This window comes from Paenibacillus sp. FSL R7-0128 (assembly GCF_038002245.1).
Taxonomy (GTDB): domain Bacteria; phylum Bacillota; class Bacilli; order Paenibacillales; family Paenibacillaceae; genus Paenibacillus_AQ; species Paenibacillus_AQ silagei.
Genome location: NZ_JBBOCD010000001.1, coordinates 5,482,848 through 5,501,916, shown reverse-complemented (window position 1 = coordinate 5,501,916; position 19,069 = coordinate 5,482,848). Strand labels below are relative to the sequence as shown.

11 protein-coding genes are annotated in these 19,069 nt (G+C 54.2%); 9 read left to right on the top strand and 2 right to left on the bottom strand.

Translation table 11 applies throughout. The features are described from left to right. Positions 1-60 precede the first annotated feature (60 nt). Both NST26_RS23135 and NST26_RS23130 read right to left on the bottom strand, forming a co-directional pair. The gene (locus NST26_RS23135; protein ID WP_340979835.1) at positions 61-969 is read right to left on the bottom strand and encodes an ankyrin repeat domain-containing protein; all 909 of its coding nucleotides are present in this window, start codon (positions 967-969) and stop codon (positions 61-63) included. A gap of 286 nt (positions 970-1,255) precedes the next feature. Beyond that, the gene (locus tag NST26_RS23130; RefSeq protein WP_339249995.1) at positions 1,256-4,981 is read right to left on the bottom strand and encodes a glycoside hydrolase family 9 protein; all 3,726 of its coding nucleotides are present in this window, start codon (positions 4,979-4,981) and stop codon (positions 1,256-1,258) included. A 320-nt stretch (positions 4,982-5,301) separates the two neighbouring features. Between NST26_RS23130 and NST26_RS23125 the strand changes: the two genes are divergently transcribed. From NST26_RS23125 to NST26_RS23085, 9 genes are all read left to right on the top strand, one after another. Beyond that, complete coding sequence (locus NST26_RS23125; protein WP_339310736.1) at positions 5,302-6,666, top strand: response regulator transcription factor; 1,365 nt, start codon at positions 5,302-5,304, stop codon at positions 6,664-6,666. Between the two features lie 97 nt (positions 6,667-6,763). After that, positions 6,764-8,434: a sensor histidine kinase gene (locus NST26_RS23120; RefSeq protein ID WP_036724038.1), complete on the top strand. Its 1,671-nt coding sequence runs from the start codon at positions 6,764-6,766 to the stop codon at positions 8,432-8,434. A gap of 88 nt (positions 8,435-8,522) precedes the next feature. Then, positions 8,523-9,458 carry an ABC transporter permease gene (locus NST26_RS23115; protein ID WP_340979834.1) on the top strand — a complete coding sequence of 312 codons (936 nt, stop codon included), beginning with the start codon at positions 8,523-8,525 and terminating at the stop codon, positions 9,456-9,458. 16 nt (positions 9,459-9,474) lie between these two features. Further along, positions 9,475-10,386 (top strand): carbohydrate ABC transporter permease, encoded by a 912-nt coding sequence (locus NST26_RS23110; protein WP_209877464.1) that lies wholly within the window; start codon positions 9,475-9,477, stop codon positions 10,384-10,386. A 76-nt stretch (positions 10,387-10,462) separates the two neighbouring features. Beyond that, the gene (locus tag NST26_RS23105) at positions 10,463-12,043 is read left to right on the top strand and encodes an ABC transporter substrate-binding protein (protein ID WP_339310729.1); all 1,581 of its coding nucleotides are present in this window, start codon (positions 10,463-10,465) and stop codon (positions 12,041-12,043) included. A gap of 86 nt (positions 12,044-12,129) precedes the next feature. Further along, complete coding sequence (locus tag NST26_RS23100) at positions 12,130-13,233, top strand: glycoside hydrolase family 88 protein (RefSeq protein WP_339310727.1); 1,104 nt, start codon at positions 12,130-12,132, stop codon at positions 13,231-13,233. Positions 13,234-13,269: 36 nt separating this feature from the next. Further along, positions 13,270-15,438 carry a GH92 family glycosyl hydrolase gene (locus NST26_RS23095; RefSeq protein ID WP_340979833.1) on the top strand — a complete coding sequence of 723 codons (2,169 nt, stop codon included), beginning with the start codon at positions 13,270-13,272 and terminating at the stop codon, positions 15,436-15,438. 27 nt (positions 15,439-15,465) lie between these two features. Then, positions 15,466-17,790, top strand: a complete 2,325-nt coding sequence (locus NST26_RS23090; RefSeq protein ID WP_339310724.1) for a polysaccharide lyase family 8 super-sandwich domain-containing protein — start codon at positions 15,466-15,468, stop codon at positions 17,788-17,790. Positions 17,791-17,874: 84 nt separating this feature from the next. Beyond that, positions 17,875-19,041 carry a leucine-rich repeat domain-containing protein gene (locus tag NST26_RS23085; protein ID WP_339310722.1) on the top strand — a complete coding sequence of 389 codons (1,167 nt, stop codon included), beginning with the start codon at positions 17,875-17,877 and terminating at the stop codon, positions 19,039-19,041. The last annotated feature ends 28 nt before the right edge of the window (positions 19,042-19,069 follow it).

Sequence of the window (19,069 nt, the reverse complement as noted above, 5' to 3'; positions counted from 1 at the left end):
AAATAGCCCCGGCCCTATCTTCTCAGACAAGGCCGGGGCCATCAGTTCATTCCAGGTTACCTAGTGTTGTGCCGATTCGGCCCCCAGACTTTGCAGCCACTCCAACAGTTCAGCGGCGTTGCTGCGCAGAGCGGCGTCCAGGGGAGTGAGGCCATCCCATGCTGAGCGCCAGGTCAGATCGGCTCCCCGGGCGAGCAGGTATTCGGCAGCGGCGCGCTGTCCGCCGTGGCAGGCACACCAGAAAGCAACGGTTACCTCGTCCGGTGCTGAAGCAGCACTAGCTCCCCAGGGATAACGCCGGGAGAGCAACTCACCGGCGAAATGGGCCTCCATCAGGCCAAGCAGCCCCAGTGCAGCCGCATGCCATAGCGCTGGCTTAGCCCCGCGCTCTACCAGCCGGTGCGCTGCCTTCCACTGGGAGAACGCCACCGCATCGTCCAGCGGTGTGCCGCCCGCGATGACTGCGCCGGAGGCCTCGATGTCGGCCCCGGCATCAAGCAGGAGGTCGAGCACCTCGATGTCATCGCAGCTTGCCGCCCAGTGCAGCGGCGTCTCGCGGTGCGCCCCGCTGAACTGCGCATTCACTTCAGCGCCTGCCTCAATCAGCGCGGTAACCACCGCTGCATTGTTGGGATAATGCCCCGGCCAGTCGGTAGCAATATGCAGGAGCGTGCGGGACATCCCGCGATCAGTGCCGCCGCCAGTGTTCTCACTGTTTGCCCCAGCGTCTCCGCTATTAGCATTGTCAGGATCCACGCTGCTGGTTCCTGCATCGCTAGTCTCCCCGCTGCCGGTCCCTTCATTACTTGCACGTCCCTCTTCAGTCCCGGCAATTCGGGCTGTAGCCAGCCCCGGGTTTCCGGCAAGTAATTGAGTCAACTCCGGCACATCGCCTGTACGAATTGCCTGCACAACAGACTTCGCCAGCGGATCATCAACAGTCAGCCACATGATGTCTTCATCGCTCATAATAGAACTCCCTCCGTTCATCCGCTATCGTCCCAATCTCCGACATCCTGCTAATAGTCTGTGGATTATAGCTGTGATAGCCCCGATGTTACAGCGATGCACCCTGGTAACTTCGCTGTCAGACTGCACCGCTGTACATGAATATAGTATATCCTTTCTCTATTCTGCCTTCAAACTCGCATATTTTCTCCCGCTGAAGCGTGGGATATCCTTACGGCTCTTCGCTAAATCTGTACTCATCGCTAATCCTACAGCTCTCCGCTAATTCCGCGGAACCCCGCAACTCCTACTGTCCTTCACTAACCTCAGGACCACTCTGCACCCCGGTGCTTACTGCATCGGTGAAGGTGTCGGTGGTGTGGAAATAATAGGAATGCTGGCCCGGGGACAGCTTGGTAGTATATTGATAGATTCGGCCGTCCACATAATTATTGTCACTTGGATTGGCAGGCTGCATGGTGCGGACGACGCCGTCCAGAATCAACTCCATAGCGAACGGGGCCTGATTGTCGGCATCCGTATAAGTGACAGTGAAGGTATAGTCCGTCTGTGTGGTGCCGGTAGTGTGATTTACGCCGCCTGCGGTCAGGGTGGGTGCGCTTCCGCTGATTTTGTTGGTCGCTTTAATCTCGTCAACCAGCATTTGGCCTGGAGTGACGGTGTTTTGTTTCAGCCAGATGGACATCTTGAGCGTCCGTTTATCGATGGCAGGTGTCAGGGCATTGAGATCGAATTGCAGATCACTCCAAGTGGATGGAACCTCGAACCAGCCGCCGGTCAGATTGTAGGTTCGTTTGCCGTCACTGAGCTCAATCCGGGTCCTGAGATCAGGAGAGGCAGGATTCTTCAGCGTAATATTCAGATATTGATAGCCGCTCAGATCGACCACATCGTTCCAAGGCTGGAACTTGGCCGCAGAATTCACACTGGCCGGCGTCTGGGCGAATTGGCCCGCAGAGCGTCCGTCGGCAGTAAGCTTGGTGAACGTTCCCGTGCCGCCATTTTGATTATACCAGTTGACCCAGGTGGTGTTGGCCGCTGAACCGCCCCAGAAGCCGCCGCCTCCGAAATCATCATAGAGCAGCGGAGTGGAAGGGTCCGGCAGCGCCGGAGCTACAGTGTAATGTGTGGAGCTGTAGGTGTACCCGCCGGATGGGTCTTTGGCGCGGACATCGACTCTTTTATTCGTGTAAGGCAAGGATTGGCTCTCATCAATGACCGCAGCGTAGACCGCGCCACTCACTGTGGAATACACGTTACCGGAGACCGTCATCGGCTGATAGGGCAAGCCGGTAGCCGCATATTCGACCTGACTCAGCTCCTCGCCCGCACGCGCGAATACCGTTACATTGCCGCGCACCCATTCTCCAATCACAGGCGAGAGGACCGGCAGGGCCGGCGGCACAGAGGCAACATCCGCACCTGTTCCCGGAGTAGCGCTCAAGCCCATAACAGTGTAGAGTAATCCGGCCTGAATGCTGATGCTGAACTCGTTATACCGCCACTGGTTCGTATCATCCAGGTAGAGGGAGCGGTCCTGATACCACGGGCTTATGCTGCTCTTGTTCTTGGGGTCCTTCATATTAGGCCCGCTGACCATCGCTCCCGGAAGAATAATCCCGGTGTCTCCCGGCGTATTGGATTCCTCATTGTAGCGGGTATGCGGGAACATCACATGATGGGTGCCGATGCCGGAGACCCAGCTGATATTCCACGGATTCTCTCCGAACACCCAGTACATCCCCTTCAGCACCCCTTGCAGCGCTGCCGGATCACCGAATAATTCATAGTACCGCAGCAGATCGCCCAGGTAAGAGGCATGAGGCTCGTTCACCCCGAAGTTTTTGAACTGGTTCAGCACCCCGTACGGGGTATCATCGGTCATGGAGAGGAAGTAATCCGCTTGCCCCTTCAGCAGGCTATGAATATGAGATTGTGTGGCGGCATCGGCAACCGGATAGAACTCAGCCATGGACATCGGACTCATATCCCAGTAGTTAGTGGAGGAGATGTCGCCCAGGGTCAGTGCGCTAATTGTAGCGGTGGCAGCATTCTTGTATTTGGCTTCGCCGGTCAGCAGGTAGAGCTCAACATCCGCCAGCAGCTTGGAATTGGGAATCCCGCCTCTCGTGGAATAAGAGCCGATAGGTCCGTCAGGATGGGCAACCACATATTCATAAAAGATTACCGCCGCGCTCTCACATTGTTCAGCGAATTCCGTTAGCTCTGCAAGTTGAGCGGATGCGATATCTCCTTCGTCAATCGCTGTACGGATCGCGCGTGCGGTGGCGGCAAGCGTACCTGCTGACTTGGCCGAGCCGCCGACACTCAGGTCCGTCAGCTTGCGGTCATCGGCGGTGCCGGAGACATTGTCGGTGGATTTCTCAGGATGGACGAATGAGGCGTTATTCCTGAGATTGTACATCTCTCCGCCGAGCTGATCCGCGAACTTGATCAGATATTCACTGCCGAAGACGGCTTCGTCCACCAGGTCAGGAATCCCGTTGCTGTCGTTATCATACTTTACACTGTTATGGTCAGCATAACGGATATAGGCCAGGGCGATCTCCGCGCCGACCCACTGGTTGCCGCCGTATTTGCCGTAATCTCCAGCGTCATACCAGCTGCCGGTCAGATCATAATGAGTCAGGCCGTCCGCAGACTGCGCATCATCCAGATGGCCTGCCCCGTGGTAGAGCTTGGCTGAAGGCGCTACACTGCTGTACCCCGCAGGATAAGCATCGCTGGTCGCGACCGAGGCGCGCAGCAGCCGGTAGAAGGCGGTCATCTCATCCTTATATTGATCCCACAGGTTCGGAGCGATCTCAAAAGGATAAGAATACACCTGATTGCTCCGTACTCTATAATTGTTCCCGGAAGCTGTGAGCGGGGTGAAGCCGATAGCGTAGACATGCTTGTTCCAGTGCAGACCCTCATAGGTCATCGTGCCGGAGTAGACTACGTTAGTTCCATCCAGTATTTCATAAGTGGCATCTGTGACCGTGGTGTCCGAGATGAATTTCGCGTTCTTGATATCACCTGCGCTATATCCGGCCTGACTCACAGCAATATCAATTACGGAGGAGACCTGGACAACACTCAGCGCCTGGACACTGGTAGCGACTTCATCGGAGGTTGTATCGGTGGTGCGAAAATAGTAGGTATGAGCGCCTGCCGGCAGCTTCGTTAGGAAGCTATATTTTTTGCCGTCCGTATAGGTTACATCTGCTGGGTCGGATTCACGCATTACATAGGCGGTATCATCGATAATGACCTGAACAGCGAAGGGGGCTTCATTATCTGCATCGGTATAGACGGCTTCAAAGGTAAAATCCGTATTCTGGTTGTAGCTGCCGTCCGTATTGGCTGTCATCCCTGCCGGGCTTAGCTGGGGAGCGGACCCGCTGGATGCTGTAGTGAACACAATATCATCGACCAGCATCTCGCCGTAAGTCCCGCCGCCTTGTCGCAGCCAGATTTCCAGCTTCACCTTCTTCTTCTGAATCTTGGGCGACAAGGCATCGAGATCGAACTGCAGATCGGTCCAGGCAGCCGTGGCGGGAACATAACCCCCGGTCAGATTGTAATTGGTAATCCCGTCGCTGATCACGACACGAATGAGGGACTGGGCATACCCTGCATTGTTCAGCGACAGATTCATATAACGGTAGCCTGAGAGGTCGAAGGTCTCGTTCATTGGCTGAAACTTGGCCCAGGAGGAGGAGGAGCTTGGGGTTTGTGTGAATTTTCCAATGGTGCGGGTGCCTTGGGTGGTCTTGGTGAAGGTTCCGCTGCCGCCGCTCTGATTGAACCAGTTGGTCCAGTTCTGCTTGAACACGCCTCCGCCGGCGAAATTATCGTACAAGAGAGGGTGAGCGGGACCCGGCAAGGGAGCGACAGCAGCGGCGGCAGGCCGGGGGGACAGAGCAACACTGCATAGAATTAACAACAGACTGAGGCTTACAGATACGAACTTGTTAAACCTCTGGGGGAATGGACTTCGGATGAACATCGTAGAACCTCCTCATAATGAAATATCGTTAACCCGGCTCTCCTTTCTTTTATATGAAAACGCTTGCAAAGGTAGCATAAAAGAGTTACTATCACTTATCCATGATGAATTACAGGAAATATGTGATCTATACTAGGGGTGTAGAGGGGCTATATCTATGAAACGGGGGACGAATAGAAGCTGGCAGCACAACATGCGGAAATAGATCACAGAAAAGCGGAAATAGATCATCTACGCTTATTTATTGCAAGTGTACTGTGGTACACAGAAGAACCTGAAGCTGCCTGGCGATGAATTGGCAATCGAAAGAGGGGGACATCATGTATAAAATTCTCGTTGTGGATGATGAGCCGAGAGTGAGTGCAGGGATCCGAAACTTCCTGCTCACTTCGGAGTTGAACATCACGGAGGTGGAGACGGCCATCAATGGCTTTGAAGCGATTGACTACTTGCGGATGGACCATTTCGATCTGGTGCTGACCGATATCCAGATGGGCCGGATGAGTGGCATTGAATTAATGGAGAATATCTATATGGAGCAGTGGAATGTTCCGGTGATTGTCATTTCGGCCCATGAGAAGTTTGATTTCGCCAAAAAATCGCTCCGGCTGGGAGCCAAGGATTATCTGGTGAAGCCGGTGGAGCGGACGGAACTGCTGCGGGTAGTCCGCAAAGCATTAACCCAGAAGGAGCTTCCGGGGAAAAGCGCGCAGGGGGAGCACAAGCACATCCAGGAGCATTCCCGGCGCGAGGAGTGGCTGATGGAGCTGGTCACCGAGCGGAATCTGTCGCCGCAGGATATTGAAGAGATCACCGGCGAATTGGGCGGCCTGCTGCAAGGGCCCTATTTCGGAGTGATCTCCATCCGTATAGATTACAGCCAGGCCGGATTCAGCCGCCAGCAGGTTACGCTGCATGACCGCAAGCTGCTGAAATATGCGGCTCTCAATATTATGAACGAAACGTTAGCCGAATGGGATGGCATCACCTTCAACGGCTTCGGCCATTCGATCATCAGCATCATCCAGTTGTCCGCTGAAGATATGGGAGATCCCCAGATTAGAGTGCACTCCCAGATCCAGATGATCGGGCAGATGATCGCCATGAACCTGAAGCAGCATTTGAATGCGGAGGCGATTATCGGACTCAGCACTCTTGGCGGGGGGGTCTCCACACTTCCCGGCCTGCTGGAAGAAGCGGATACGGCTGCCGGGCGGAGCAGCGTTCATCCCGGGCAAAAGGTGTTCTATTATGGCGATATCGCCATGCAGGAGCATCTCAGCAGAGGGCAGCAGCTGCCGGATTCCGCGCAACAGCCGCCGCCGCAGGACCCGGCCGGAGACCCGAGTGTAATCTCACGGATTACAAGCTACATCCAGAACCATTACCGGAATCCGGCGCTGAAGATCCAGGATATTTCCGAGGAGGTGCATTTCAGCGCCGCCCATCTGGGTTATATTTTCAAGCGTGATATGAAAACCAACCTCTGGGACTATGTGACCGCATTGCGGATGGAAGAGGCCAAGCGCCTTATGATTGCTACCGACAAGAAACGGTATGAGGTTGCCTATGCGGTAGGGTACGAATCACCGGAGCACTTCAGCCGGATGTTCAAGCGGGTGCTGGGCCTCACTCCGGCAGAATTCCGCAAACAGGCCAGAGGAGGGGACCGGGCTGAAGCCTAAACTCAAACTTAAACTCAAGCTCAAACATAAAGTCATCCTCGCCTTCCTGCTCTGCATCGTGCTCCCGTTCCTGGTGGTGGGCTGGATTTCAGCGTATGTGGCGCTTCACACGATCAAGGAAGAGGTCGGCAGTACCACCCTGCAGCTGGTGAAGCAGAATCATGTCACGCTGGACAAAACGATATCGGCGATCAATGACCGGACGATCACGCTGCTGGATAATCATTTTTTTAGCAATCCGGCAGGGTACAGCTTCTGGACGGGAATTGATACCCTGAATGAAATCCAGCAGGCTGACAATATTCTGGAGAGCTGGTCTACCGGCGGCACGGAATATGCGATATATATGAAGAACATTGAGCGCAGGGATACACCGTTCGATCTGTCCCACAAGACCAAAGGATTCAAATATCTGGACCAGGTGAACAGCGGATTGCCGGACGTGATGGTCAAGCAGATGGATGTCAGCGGCGCAGGGGCGCTGCGCGTCATTCCTTCAGCGACGGGCGAGCGGACGGTCTCCTTCATGCGCAGTATTCTGAACCCCCGGAATTATAACGAGGTGATCGGGCTGCTGGTCGTCCATAAGGTTGAGGTGATGCTGACCCGGGATATGGTCTCGGTGGAGCTGCCTGCTGCGGCCGGCGCCTTCTTATTCAATGATAACGGGGAGCTGCTGATGTCCACCGGGTCAGGCAGCATTTCTGCGGCCGAGATCGGCAAGAGCACCGAACCGGACGCCGCTTACGGCTATACCTTCGCCCAGGAAGGCGGGGAGGAGTGGCTCTATGCGTATTCGGACAGCTCCAGATTCCACACCCGGTTACTGTACAAAATCCCGCTGGCATCCATTACCGGCAAGCAAGTCTGGTTTCAAAAGCTGCTGGTGCTCATCTCCTTTGTTTTTCTGGCTTTTGTCCTGATGTTTGTTCTCTATCTGGTAAGACTTGTCGTCAAGCCGGTCGTGAAGCTCGTCTCTGTGATGAAAATTTATGAGCCCGGCATCAAGCTGCCGTTATCCGAGGAGCCGCTCCGGCATGATGAATTCGGCATTCTGCAGGGATCATTCGTGAAAATGACCCGCAGGCTGGATCATTCGATTGAAGAAAATTACGGGATGAAGCTGAAGCAGAAGGAATATGAGCTGCTGATGCTCCAATCCCAGATTACCCCCCATTATCTGTACAATACCCTGGACTCGATTTACTGGTATGCGCTGGATAGCGGAAACGGCGAGGTGGGAGAGATGGTCAGGGACTTGTCCATGCTGCTGCGCATCGGACTTAGCCGGGGCCGGACCATGATTACGGCCGGGGAAGAACTGGAGCATGCCCAGGCGTACACCCGGCTGCAAACCAAACGTTATCCGGGTACCTTTGAGGTCTGTTGGCAGATTGATGATACCTTGAGGGACTATGAGACGCCCAAGGTCATTATCCAGCCGCTGATCGAGAATGCCATTCTTCACGGCGTACGCGGGATGGACGGAGAAGGAGAAATCCGGGTATCTGCTGTTCAAGCGGAAGGAACACTCCGCTTCATCGTCGAGGACAACGGGCATCTGCCGGTAGATCTGGAGGAGCTTGCCGCCATCCTGCGGGAAGAGCATAGTGCAAGAGGCTACGGCATCCGCAACGTGCACCAGCGTATCCAGCTCCATTACGGCGAGGCCTACGGATTAACCTATGAGCGAACCGGGGTGGGGTGGACACGGGCGATCATTACCTTGCCGCTGCGCCGGACGAAGACCGAACCTGCCGGCAACTGAGTGATAAAAGATCACATTTTTACGGGAATCCATCATCGAAGCGGTGGCAGGATGGTTCTATAATTAGTCCATGAAAGGAGTAATGGACATGAGTAGAACCACCGGATTCTCAAGCTTTATCCATGCCATGTGGAAGTACAAGGCGCTGACACTGATGCTGCTGCCAGCGGTGCTTGTCCTGCTGGCGCACAGCTATCTGCCGATGTTCGGCATCTTTATTGCCTTCAAGAATGTGAATTATCTGGACGGGATTTGGGGCAGTCCCTGGGTAGGCTTTGATAATTTCCAGTTCCTGTTCTCCTCGGGGGATATGTGGAGAATTGTAAGAAACACACTTCTGTACAGCTTGACCTTCATGATTATGAACCTGGTGCTGTCGGTATCGATTGCGGTAGCCATCAATGAGATCCGGCGGCGGCTGCTGGCGAAGGTGTACCAGAGCTTCATCATCCTGCCGCACTTCCTGTCCATGGTGGTGGTGAGTTATCTCGTATACGCTTTCCTGCAGCCGGATCACGGCTTCATCAATGCCACAGTGCTTAAGGCCTTCGGACAAGACCCTGTCTTCTGGTACTCGGAGAAGGAATATTGGCCTTACATTCTGGTGTTTGTCAACGCCTGGAAGCATGCGGGCTTCGGCGCAGTGATCTATATCGCGGCGATTGCCGGAATCGATCCGGAATATTACGAGGCGGCGCTGATTGACGGGGCTTCCAAGTGGAAGCAGATTACGCATATCACGCTCCCTTTTATCCGGCCGGTCATCATTATTATGACGATTCTGTCCATGGGCAGCATCTTCAACTCTGACTTCGGACTGTTCTTCCAGGTGCCCATGAATTCGGGAGCGCTGTATCCGGTAACAGATACCGTGGATACGTATGTCTACCGCGCCCTGATGCAATTGAATGATATCGGAATGTCCTCAGCAACGGCGCTGGTCCAATCGGTGGTGGGCTTCATTATGGTCATTGCCACCAACAGTATGGTCAGACGGATTGACCGGGAACAGGCACTATTCTAATCAAAGGAGAATCATCATGGCGAATGACACCAGCAGCTCGATCGGCGGAAACTCCGCATTGTCAAATGTACTTTTAAATCTGGCCTTTGTGATCCTCTCACTCCTTTGCTTTTTGCCTGTTCTGCTTGTGATCATTGTCTCCTTCACAGACGGGCAGTCCATTCTGACTCAGGGGTACAGCTTCATTCCGAATAAGTGGTCCTTCATTGCCTATGAGTCGATCTTCAAGGACTGGATGACGATTGTGTCGGGATATCGCGTGAGTATCACCATCACTATTGCAGGTACAGCGCTTAGCGTGCTGCTTATGGCAATGTATGCTTATCCCATCTCGCGTGCGGATTATCCGTTCCGTAATGTGTTTACCTTCTTCCTGTTCTTCACGATGCTGTTCAATGGAGGAATGGTCAGCAGATATCTGATCTATACACAAGCGCTGCATATCAAGGATTCGTATATGGCGCTGATTCTGCCCATGCTGATTGTGCCGTTCAACGTCATTATTATGCGGACCTTCTTCCAGACGACCATTCATCCTGCGGTGATCGAATCGGCCAGAATTGACGGTGCGGGGGAGCTGAGAATCTTCCTGCGGATCGTTTTGCCACTCTCGTTGCCGGTCCTGGCGACCATGGCCCTGTTCAGTACCATCGGCTATTGGAACGACTGGTTCAATGCGCTGCTGTATATCACCAGCGAGGATAAGTATCCGCTGCAGTATCTGATGATGCGTGTCCTCAACGATGTGCAGTACCTGCGCAATAATGTGGAGCTGGCTGCCCAGAATCCCAATATGATGAAGAATCTTCCGAACGAATCCCTGCAGATGGCGATGGCGGTGATCGGGATGGGACCCATTCTAATTGCGTATCCGTTCTTTCAGAAGTATTTTGTCAAAGGCCTGACGGTCGGGGCAGTAAAAGGCTAAAGCGTGGTGGAACCGGCATCAGCACAGGCTGCCTGCCGTTCTATATAGAAGCATAATCATCTAGGGGAGGGTTAATATGACAAAGTTAAAAGGGCGCAGACCGCTATTCACGGCGATTCTTCTGGTTCTGGCGTTATCCTTGCAAGCGTGCTCAGGCGGTAACAACGGGGGTTCTGCCGAACCTTCAGCTTCAAGCGGCGCGGCCGCTACGAATAGCACGAGCAGTGCGGAGCCTGCCGGTGGTGCGGAAGCACTGAAGCCATACGAGGTATCCATCATCTACTTTGGGGCGCCGCAGCGGGATGACGCACTGGTCGAAGCTAAGCTGAGTGAATATTTCAAAGAGAAATTCAATGCCACCGTGGATCTTCAGCCGATTGCCTCCAGCGAATACAAGCAGAAGACCGAGCTGATGCTCAATGCCGGAGAACCGATGGACCTTGTATTTACCGCTTCCTGGCTTAATTTCTTCGGCAATGTGGCCAAGGGCGCATTCCTCGATCTGGATGATCTGCTGGCCAAATACGGGCAGGGCATCTCGGAGAACCTGAATCCGATCTATCTGGAGGCTCCGCGCTACAAAGGAAAGCTGTACGGCATTCCAACCAACAAAGAGATTACCCAAGGCAAGGCTTACACGTACCGCAAGGATATCATCGACAAATATAATATTCCGATTGAGGATATTAAGACAATGTCAGACTTTGAACCCTGGTTCAAGCTGCTGAAGGAGAAGGAGCCGGGGCTGATCCTGGATTTCATTAAGGAGTCGGGCGAAGGGATGATGTATGAGACCCGTTCGAACTTCCGCGCCATCGGACCGACGCCCAACAAGATTCCTTTATTCCTCTATGACTACACAAATACAGATAACATCCAGATTAAGTCAGTCATTGATCCGGAGATTTCCTCCATTGCCCAAGCGGAGTATGAGCTGAACCGCAGTTATTACGAGAAGGGTTACATCAACAGCGATGCGGCGACTACAACGACGGAGATCGGCGACTTGCGCAAGCAGGGCAAGATCTGGATGCAGCAGGCGGTCTGGAAGCCGGGCGCGGATATTGAGTTGAAAATCGCCTCGGACAATAAATATGATTTCGTGTCCAAGGTAATTGAGGAGCCTATCGTCACTACGGATCTTGCGGCCGGATCCATGTTCTCCATCTCCCGCACCTCCAAGGACCCTGAGCGGGCTATGATGGTCTTGAATGCGCTGCATACTGATCCGTATGCTGTGAACCTGTTCGTTAACGGCATCGAAGGCACCCATTACAAGAAGATCAGCGAGAACCGGATCGAGCCGATTGCCGATTCCGGGTATGGCAGCTCTGCCCTGTTCTGGGTGGTCGGCAATCAGCTGATCAATTATCTGAAGCCGGGCCAGCCGGATGATCTGTATACAAGCTGGAAGCAATTCAATGATGAGGCCAAACGCTCTCCATTGTTAGGCTTCGTCTTCGACGAATCGCCGGTGAAGAACGAGATTACCCAGCTTACCTCGGTCATCGGTGAATACCGGGCCGCAAGCACGGGTGCTATTCCTGACCCTGCCAAAATGCTTGCGGAACGCAATGAGAAGTTGAAGAAGGCTGGCATTGAGAAGGTCAAGACCGAACTGCAGACCCAGATTGATGCCTGGAAAGCAGCGCAATAACTGACAGTGCGAGGATGGCAGGAGGTCCGTTATTTCCGGACGTCCTGCCCTCTAATTTGTAGACGAGAAAGGAAGACCTAGAAGTTATGGAGACTTGGATCAACGAAGCCTGGGACTATGCCCAGCACAAATTAAGCCGTACACGGAGCCGGATCGGAGCCACCTTCCCCAATGCCACCTACGGAGGACAATATGATGCGCGTGACCCGGATTGCTGGACCAACGGATTCTGGCCGGGCATTCTGTGGCTGGCTTACCGGGCCACAGGCGATGAGGAATACCGGCGCATTGCCGAGAGCTGTGAGGAGCAGCTGGATGTGCCGCTTCAGGAGTATGAACAGCTCCACCACGATAACGGCTTCCTCTGGAGTCTGTCAGCGGTTGCTGATTACAAGCTCACCGGTAACAGGCTGTCCCGGAGAAGAGGACTGATCGCTGCCAGTCATCTGGCCAGCCGGTTCAATCTCAAGGGGAATTTCATCCGTGCCTGGCTGCATGAAGGCAGTGAAGGTCTGGCGATCATCGACTGCATGATGAACCTTGGACTGCTGTACTGGGCCAGCGGGGAACTACAGGACCCGCGGTATCGTCACATCGCTGTCGCCCATTCGGAGATGGCGCTGCGGGAATTCATCCGGGAGGACGGCTCGGTGCATCATATCGTCCGCTTCGATCCCGAGACGGGAGAGCGGATTGAGGCGCTGGGCGGACAAGGGTATAGTCCGGATTCCGCCTGGTCGCGCGGATCGGCCTGGGCGATCTACGGATTCGCGATCGGGTACCGGTATACAGGTGATATCCGGTTCATGAATGCCGCTAGAGCGGCAGCGGATTACTTCGTTGCTGCGCTGCCGGAGGATCTGGTGCCTCCCTGGGATTTCCGCGCGCCTGCCGATCAGCTATGGGCCAAGGATTCAACGGCTGCTGCCTGCGCGGCCAGCGGAATGCTGGAGATAGCTTACCTGCTGGAGGGCGAAGAAGCCGACCGGTACCTGAAGCTCGGAAGTGCCATTACAGAATCGCTGTTCCGCCACTACGCGCCGGAAGATCCGGCGGAAGAGGCGCTCATTACCAAGGGAACCGGCAGCTTCCCGGCTGGTGCCGAAGTCGAGGTGCCGATCATTTACGGCGACTATTTCTTCCTGGAGGCCTTGCTGAAGCTCAAGGGAGAGACTGAAATCTTTTGGTAGAGGGAGCGGATTCATGGTAAGGAAGGAGGGCTTAATTTGAGCAAAAGAAGAGTGGATCATGTCGATCCGTTCATCGGGGTGGACGGGGAGAATAACTGCCTGTGCGGGCCTTATCTGCCGAACAGTATCGTAAGGCTTGGACCGGATACCCTGCCGCCGCACCTATCCCACGGCTACGACAGCTCGCGGCCGATTATCCGGTTCAGTCATACGCATGTCAGCGGAACCGGTGGCGGCGGGCGTTATGGCAATGTCGGCTTCACCCCCTATACCGGAATGCCGAGGTTTCAGTTGGACCCTTATGAGAAGGGGGATGAACATGCCGAAGCCGGATATTACAGCGTGAAGCTGCTGCCTGCCGCCATCCAGGCTGAATTGACCAGCACGATGCGGACCGGAATCCACCGTTACAGCTATCCGGTGGATGAATCGGCAGGCCTGCTGATTGATGCCGGGGCGGTGATTCAGGTTGGCGGGGATGAACCCGGCAAGACCACCGGAGTCTCGACCGGGGGTTATATTGAAGTTCTGTCCGAATATGAGCTGGCAGGCCGCTGCGACCTGCGCGGGGGCTGGGGACACGAATTCCCTTATTCCGTGTACTTCTATATCCGCTTCGATCAGCCAATACAGAGCCATATGCTGATGGATGCGGGCGGAGTACGCCAAGGGCCGTCTGTAGATGGCGCGAACTGCAAGGCTTCCCTTAGCTTCGGCGATTGCGGAGTCCTGGTGGCGAAGACTGGCATCTCATATGTTAGTGTCGGCAAGGCCAGGGCCAGTGTAGAACGGGAGGCAGCTTCCGGATTTGATGACATCCGCCAGGCGGCCAGTGACATCTGGGAGGATAAGCTCAGCAGAGTCACAGTGGAAGGGGGAAGCGGGGAGCATACCCGGCTGTTCTATACCCTGATGACCCGTCTGTTCTGTATGCCGAGTGACCTCGGAGTAGATGATGAGAATTTCGCCTGGGAATCAGGGGTACGGCATTACACCGACCTGTATGCGCTCTGGGACAGTGTGCGGAATGCCAATTCGTTGATTACACTGCTCGACCCGCAGCTTGAAGTAGATATCCTGAATTGTCTGCTGGACATCGCGGACCATACCGGCTGGCTGCCGGACGCCTGGATCATGGGGCATAGCGCCATGATCCAAGGCGGAAGCTCTGCCGATATTCTGTTCTGTGAAGCGGCGCTGAAGAAGCTGGAGGGCATCGACTACGCGAAGGCCCTCAAGCAGATGCGCAAGAATAATGAGGTGCAGTCCCCGGACACCTGGCTCTATGGCCGTCATCTGCAGGATTACCATTCCTTAGGCTACTTGTCCACGGATGTGAAGAAGAACTCTGTGTCCCGCCATATGGAATATGCCTATCAGGACTGGTGCATCGGCCGTCTGGCCGAGGAGCTTGGGCAGGAGAAGACGGCAGAGGACTATTATACAAGCTCGGAGAAGCTATGGAATCTGTGGCGCGAGGATCTGAAGTGTTTTGCGCCCCGGCTGTCCGGCGGGGAATGGGTAACGTCATTTGACCCGGAATCCTGTCTGCCGGATTCATGGAATGATCCGTATTTCTACGAGGGCACCAGTCTGCAATGGTCGTTCAGCACCCATCATGATTTTTATGGACTTGTTGAACGGCATGGGGGAGCGGAGGCCTTTGTCCGGCATTTAGATTATTTTTTTGACGGGGGCTTCTATAACTCCAAGGAAACGATGCTGCATATTCCTTATCTATATATCTATGCGGGCAGGCCGGACCGGGCGGCTGACCGGGTACGGGAATGCCTGGATCAATACTTCCGGGCTGAACGTGACGGATTGGGGGATAACGAGGATATGGGCTGCCAGAGTGCCTTCTTCATTTGTTCTGCTATGGGTTTGTACCCTTTGATGGGTCAAGATATTTATTTTCTTGTTCCTCCATTGTTCAATAGGACGACCCTGCTCTTGGGAGCGAAGGAGAACCCGGTTCCTCTGACGATTGAGACTATAGGAGAAGGCAGCGGTTCCGGCAAAAGGTATATTCTGTCTGCTTCGCTGAACGGACAGGAGCTGAACCGCGCCTGGGTCCGCCATGAAGAAATCGCCGGAGGAGGCACGCTTCTTCTGGAGCTGGGCGCTAAACCCGGGCAGTGGGGAAGCCTTATTCCACCTTCTCCGCTCGCGGAGCGGGAGCAAGGCAAACAACTGTCAAGGTAGGGCAGTAGGCTCAAGGAGAGAATGTCCATGCAGAGCTTAAAAAACAAATGGTTGCAATATCTCGTGGGAGATACGCTTCGTCCGGAATCGCTGAAGCGGGTCCGCGATGCCCGGGATAAGATGCTTTATCATCAGGAGCTGCTGTGGGCGGATATCCCGTTTCAGGAGAATGCGGCGGATGTATTTCAGATCATCCTCCGTTTGAAGGAGATGGCCATCGCGCTGAAGTCTCCCAAATGTACCTATTATATGGACTATTCATTAAGGCTAAGGATCATTTATGGATTAGAATGGCTGTCTGAGCATAGATACAACGAAACCTGTCAGCCCTATGGCAACTGGTGGTATTGGGAGATTGGCGTGCCGATTGCGTTACTGGAGACGCTGCTGCTCATGGAGAATCTGCTGGATACAGAGCTTATAGAGCGTCTGCTCCACCCCGTAGACAAATACGTGGGTGATCCGGCCTTTCATGCTCAGTGGTTCGCAGCGAAGGCTCCGCCTGCAACGGGAGCGAATCTGGTCTGGAAATCTACGGCGGCTGCCCTAGCTGCCGTTATCCGGGGCGACGGGCAGAAGCTGTCCGCCGCCCGGAATGCATTGCTTCCGCTGTTCAGGTATGCGAAGGAAGGGGACGGCTTCTATGAAGACGGCTCCTTTATTCAGCATGACAAGTATGCCTACACCGGGGGATATGGGGTTTCACTGCTGCATGATGTGGTCCGCCTGATGGTATGGCTTCACGGTACCCCCTGGGAATTGCCTGATGAAGCTCGGGGTTTGACGGCCGGGTGGATTAAGGATTCATTCGTGCCTCTTATGTTCAGGGGATCTATGCTGGATATGGTGAGCGGCAGAGAAGTCTCACGGGAGGATTCGCAGAATCATGAGAGTGGACATTCCGTGATCACGGCCTGCCTGCGTTTCTCGCGCATACTGGGTGAGGCGGATCAGGCACGGCTGCTCTCCAGGGTGAAGGGGTGGGTGTTGGCAGATACGTATAAATCGTATATCGCCGAAGCTCCGCCGGATACCGCAGCCTGGGCCGGAGCACTGCTGGACGATGAACTTATGCCGCCAGCCCCGGAGGAATCCTGCTGCAAGCTGTTTGCCCATATGGACCGGGCGGTGCTGCAAGGTCCGGGTTTTGCCTACTCGATCAGTATGTTCTCCAGCCGGATCTACAGCTATGAATCTATCAACAGGGAGCATCTGAAGGGCTGGTATACATCGTATGGCATGAGCCATCTGTACAATAGTGACTTGGGGCAATATGCGGATGCCTACTGGCCGACCGTTGATCCATACCGCCTGCCTGGAACCACGGTAACGAAGACATTGCAGGAGGATGGAGCCGGGCAAGGCCGCTTAAGCCATAGAGCTTACGTTGGCGGTGCTGTGCTTCATAACCAATACGGCGCCATTGCGATGGAGCTTCAGGATGTTGTTAACGAAGCCGATGGACTGGCTGCGCTCAGAAGCTGGTTGTTATTAGGTAACCGCATCGTGGCCTTAGGTTCGGGTATTCAGAGCCGGAATTCCGCTAAAGTGGAAACGATCATAGAAAACCGGAAATTGAACCCGGCAGGCGACCATACGATTACAGCAGACGGAACAGAGATTTGCCGGACGCTGGGACTCACAGATACCATTCAGCCTAAGTGGATTCATATGGCGGGAAGTACCGGGGGCGCGGATGTGGGGATTTATTTGCCTGAACGCTGCTGCGTCCATGCCTTGCGCGAGGCCCGGCAAGGGAGCTGGAGGGCAATCAACGATGCCGGTTCCTCTGAGAGAGAAGAACGGTTATACCAGACGTTGTGGTTCGATCATGGAGCAGCGCCGCAGGGGGATACCTATGCCTATGTGCTGCTGCCTGGCTGGAGTGAAGAAGCAACGGCCGGGTTCGCAGGGGCGTCAAGTATACGAATTGTGGAATTGAATGAACGGGTGCATGCGGTGGAAGATACCGGATTGGGGCTATTCGCTGTGCATTTCTGGCAGCCGGGCTGGTATAGAAGCGGGAGGATTGCTTGCAGCGGTCAAGCCTCTATTGTGCTGCGTAGTAATCCGGCAGGCTGGAGTCTAGCTATAGCTGATCCGACACAACTGCAGCGCCGTCCAATCGAAGTGGAGCTTGAACTCGATCGGCCTGTTACTAGGGTGATCCACAAGTCTGAGCGTATCACGGTTGACCTCGGTGGATCTGGTGACACAGGTGACTTAGGTGAACCCGGTGATAATGGAGACACCGGGACCCCTGGAAACCCCGGAAACTCAGGGAAGGTAAGACTGTTGTTCGACCCTGATGGTGCCGGGGGCGCCTCGTTCCAGGTGGAGCTTGGAACCTAAGGCGAATCTATGAAAATGCGCTTCAAGTGAATGACTCTGCGGAGTATGGTAGAATAATCCCAATGATTTTAGAGGGGGAGTACCATGCAGATTTCAATTACCGATGATTTCGCAGATGAACGTTTCCTGCAGTTCGTAAGGGATCACTTCTGCGGTGGCCGTGAAACCGTCTTCAGGAGCGATCTTGACACGGTGACTACGCTGAAGCTTGAGGGCTGCAAGCTCTCAAGTCTACAGGGGATCGAACAATTTACGGCGCTTCAGGAGCTGGATTGTTCGTATAATGAGTTAACCGTGCTTGACCTTAGCCAGAATGCGGAACTCGTTACTGTGAACTGCCGGAGCAACCGGCTGATTGAGCTGAATACTCAGCCTAATCGGCTGTTGAAGGAACTGGATTGTAGCAGGAATCATATCCGTACTCTGGACCTCAGCCAGAATCCTGCGCTGGAGAAGCTGGAGTGTCATGAGAATATGTTGTCCAACTTGGAGTTAAGCAGCAATCCCCGGCTCAAGGTACTGAATTGCAGTTATAACTCGCTGCATGAATTGAAGCTTAGTGACAATACGGCGCTGGAGCGGGTCGATTGCGGCGGCAACTATATCATTGAGCTGGATATGGCAAGCTGTACAGAGCTGACGGAAATCCGCTGTAACCATAATCACTTAACCCGCTTGGACACCAGCGCTCTTCCGGATCTTACGAGTCTGCGATGCTTCAATAATCATCTCATGAGTCTGGACCTCAGTCACAATCTGCAGTTGACCGAACTGTATTGCTCTGAGAACAAACTTACGGTACTGGATACGAGTCTTCATTCGCAGCTTGTACAACTGGATTATGCCAATAACCTCATTACGCAGCCGGATCATAGGGTAGAGGGAGTAGGGATTTTTCAATATGATACTACCTTTACCTGTTATAAGGCGCAGCTTCAAATCAGGGGGAGTGAGCTTGCTGTTACAGCGGAAGTTCCCACCAAGGCTGCAATGAGCGGCTTGACTCCACAGATTCAGAAAGTGTGGGCCAGGCTGGAGGGGCTGCTTGACCGGGTATTGCAGCTAATTGCGGACGCTCATCCTGATGAAGATGTGAATGAGCTGGTGCTGGCCGACTTGACGTTTGCCGAAGACCACTCCTTCCGTATCGGCTACGATGCCGGGGATACACCGGCTGGTCAGCTCTGCATCTATGCAGCATTTGACCATGAAGGTGAGCTGGCCGACCAGCTTAGTTATGAAATGTACTAAGCTGGTAAGCTGTGGGTGGTAAGCCGCA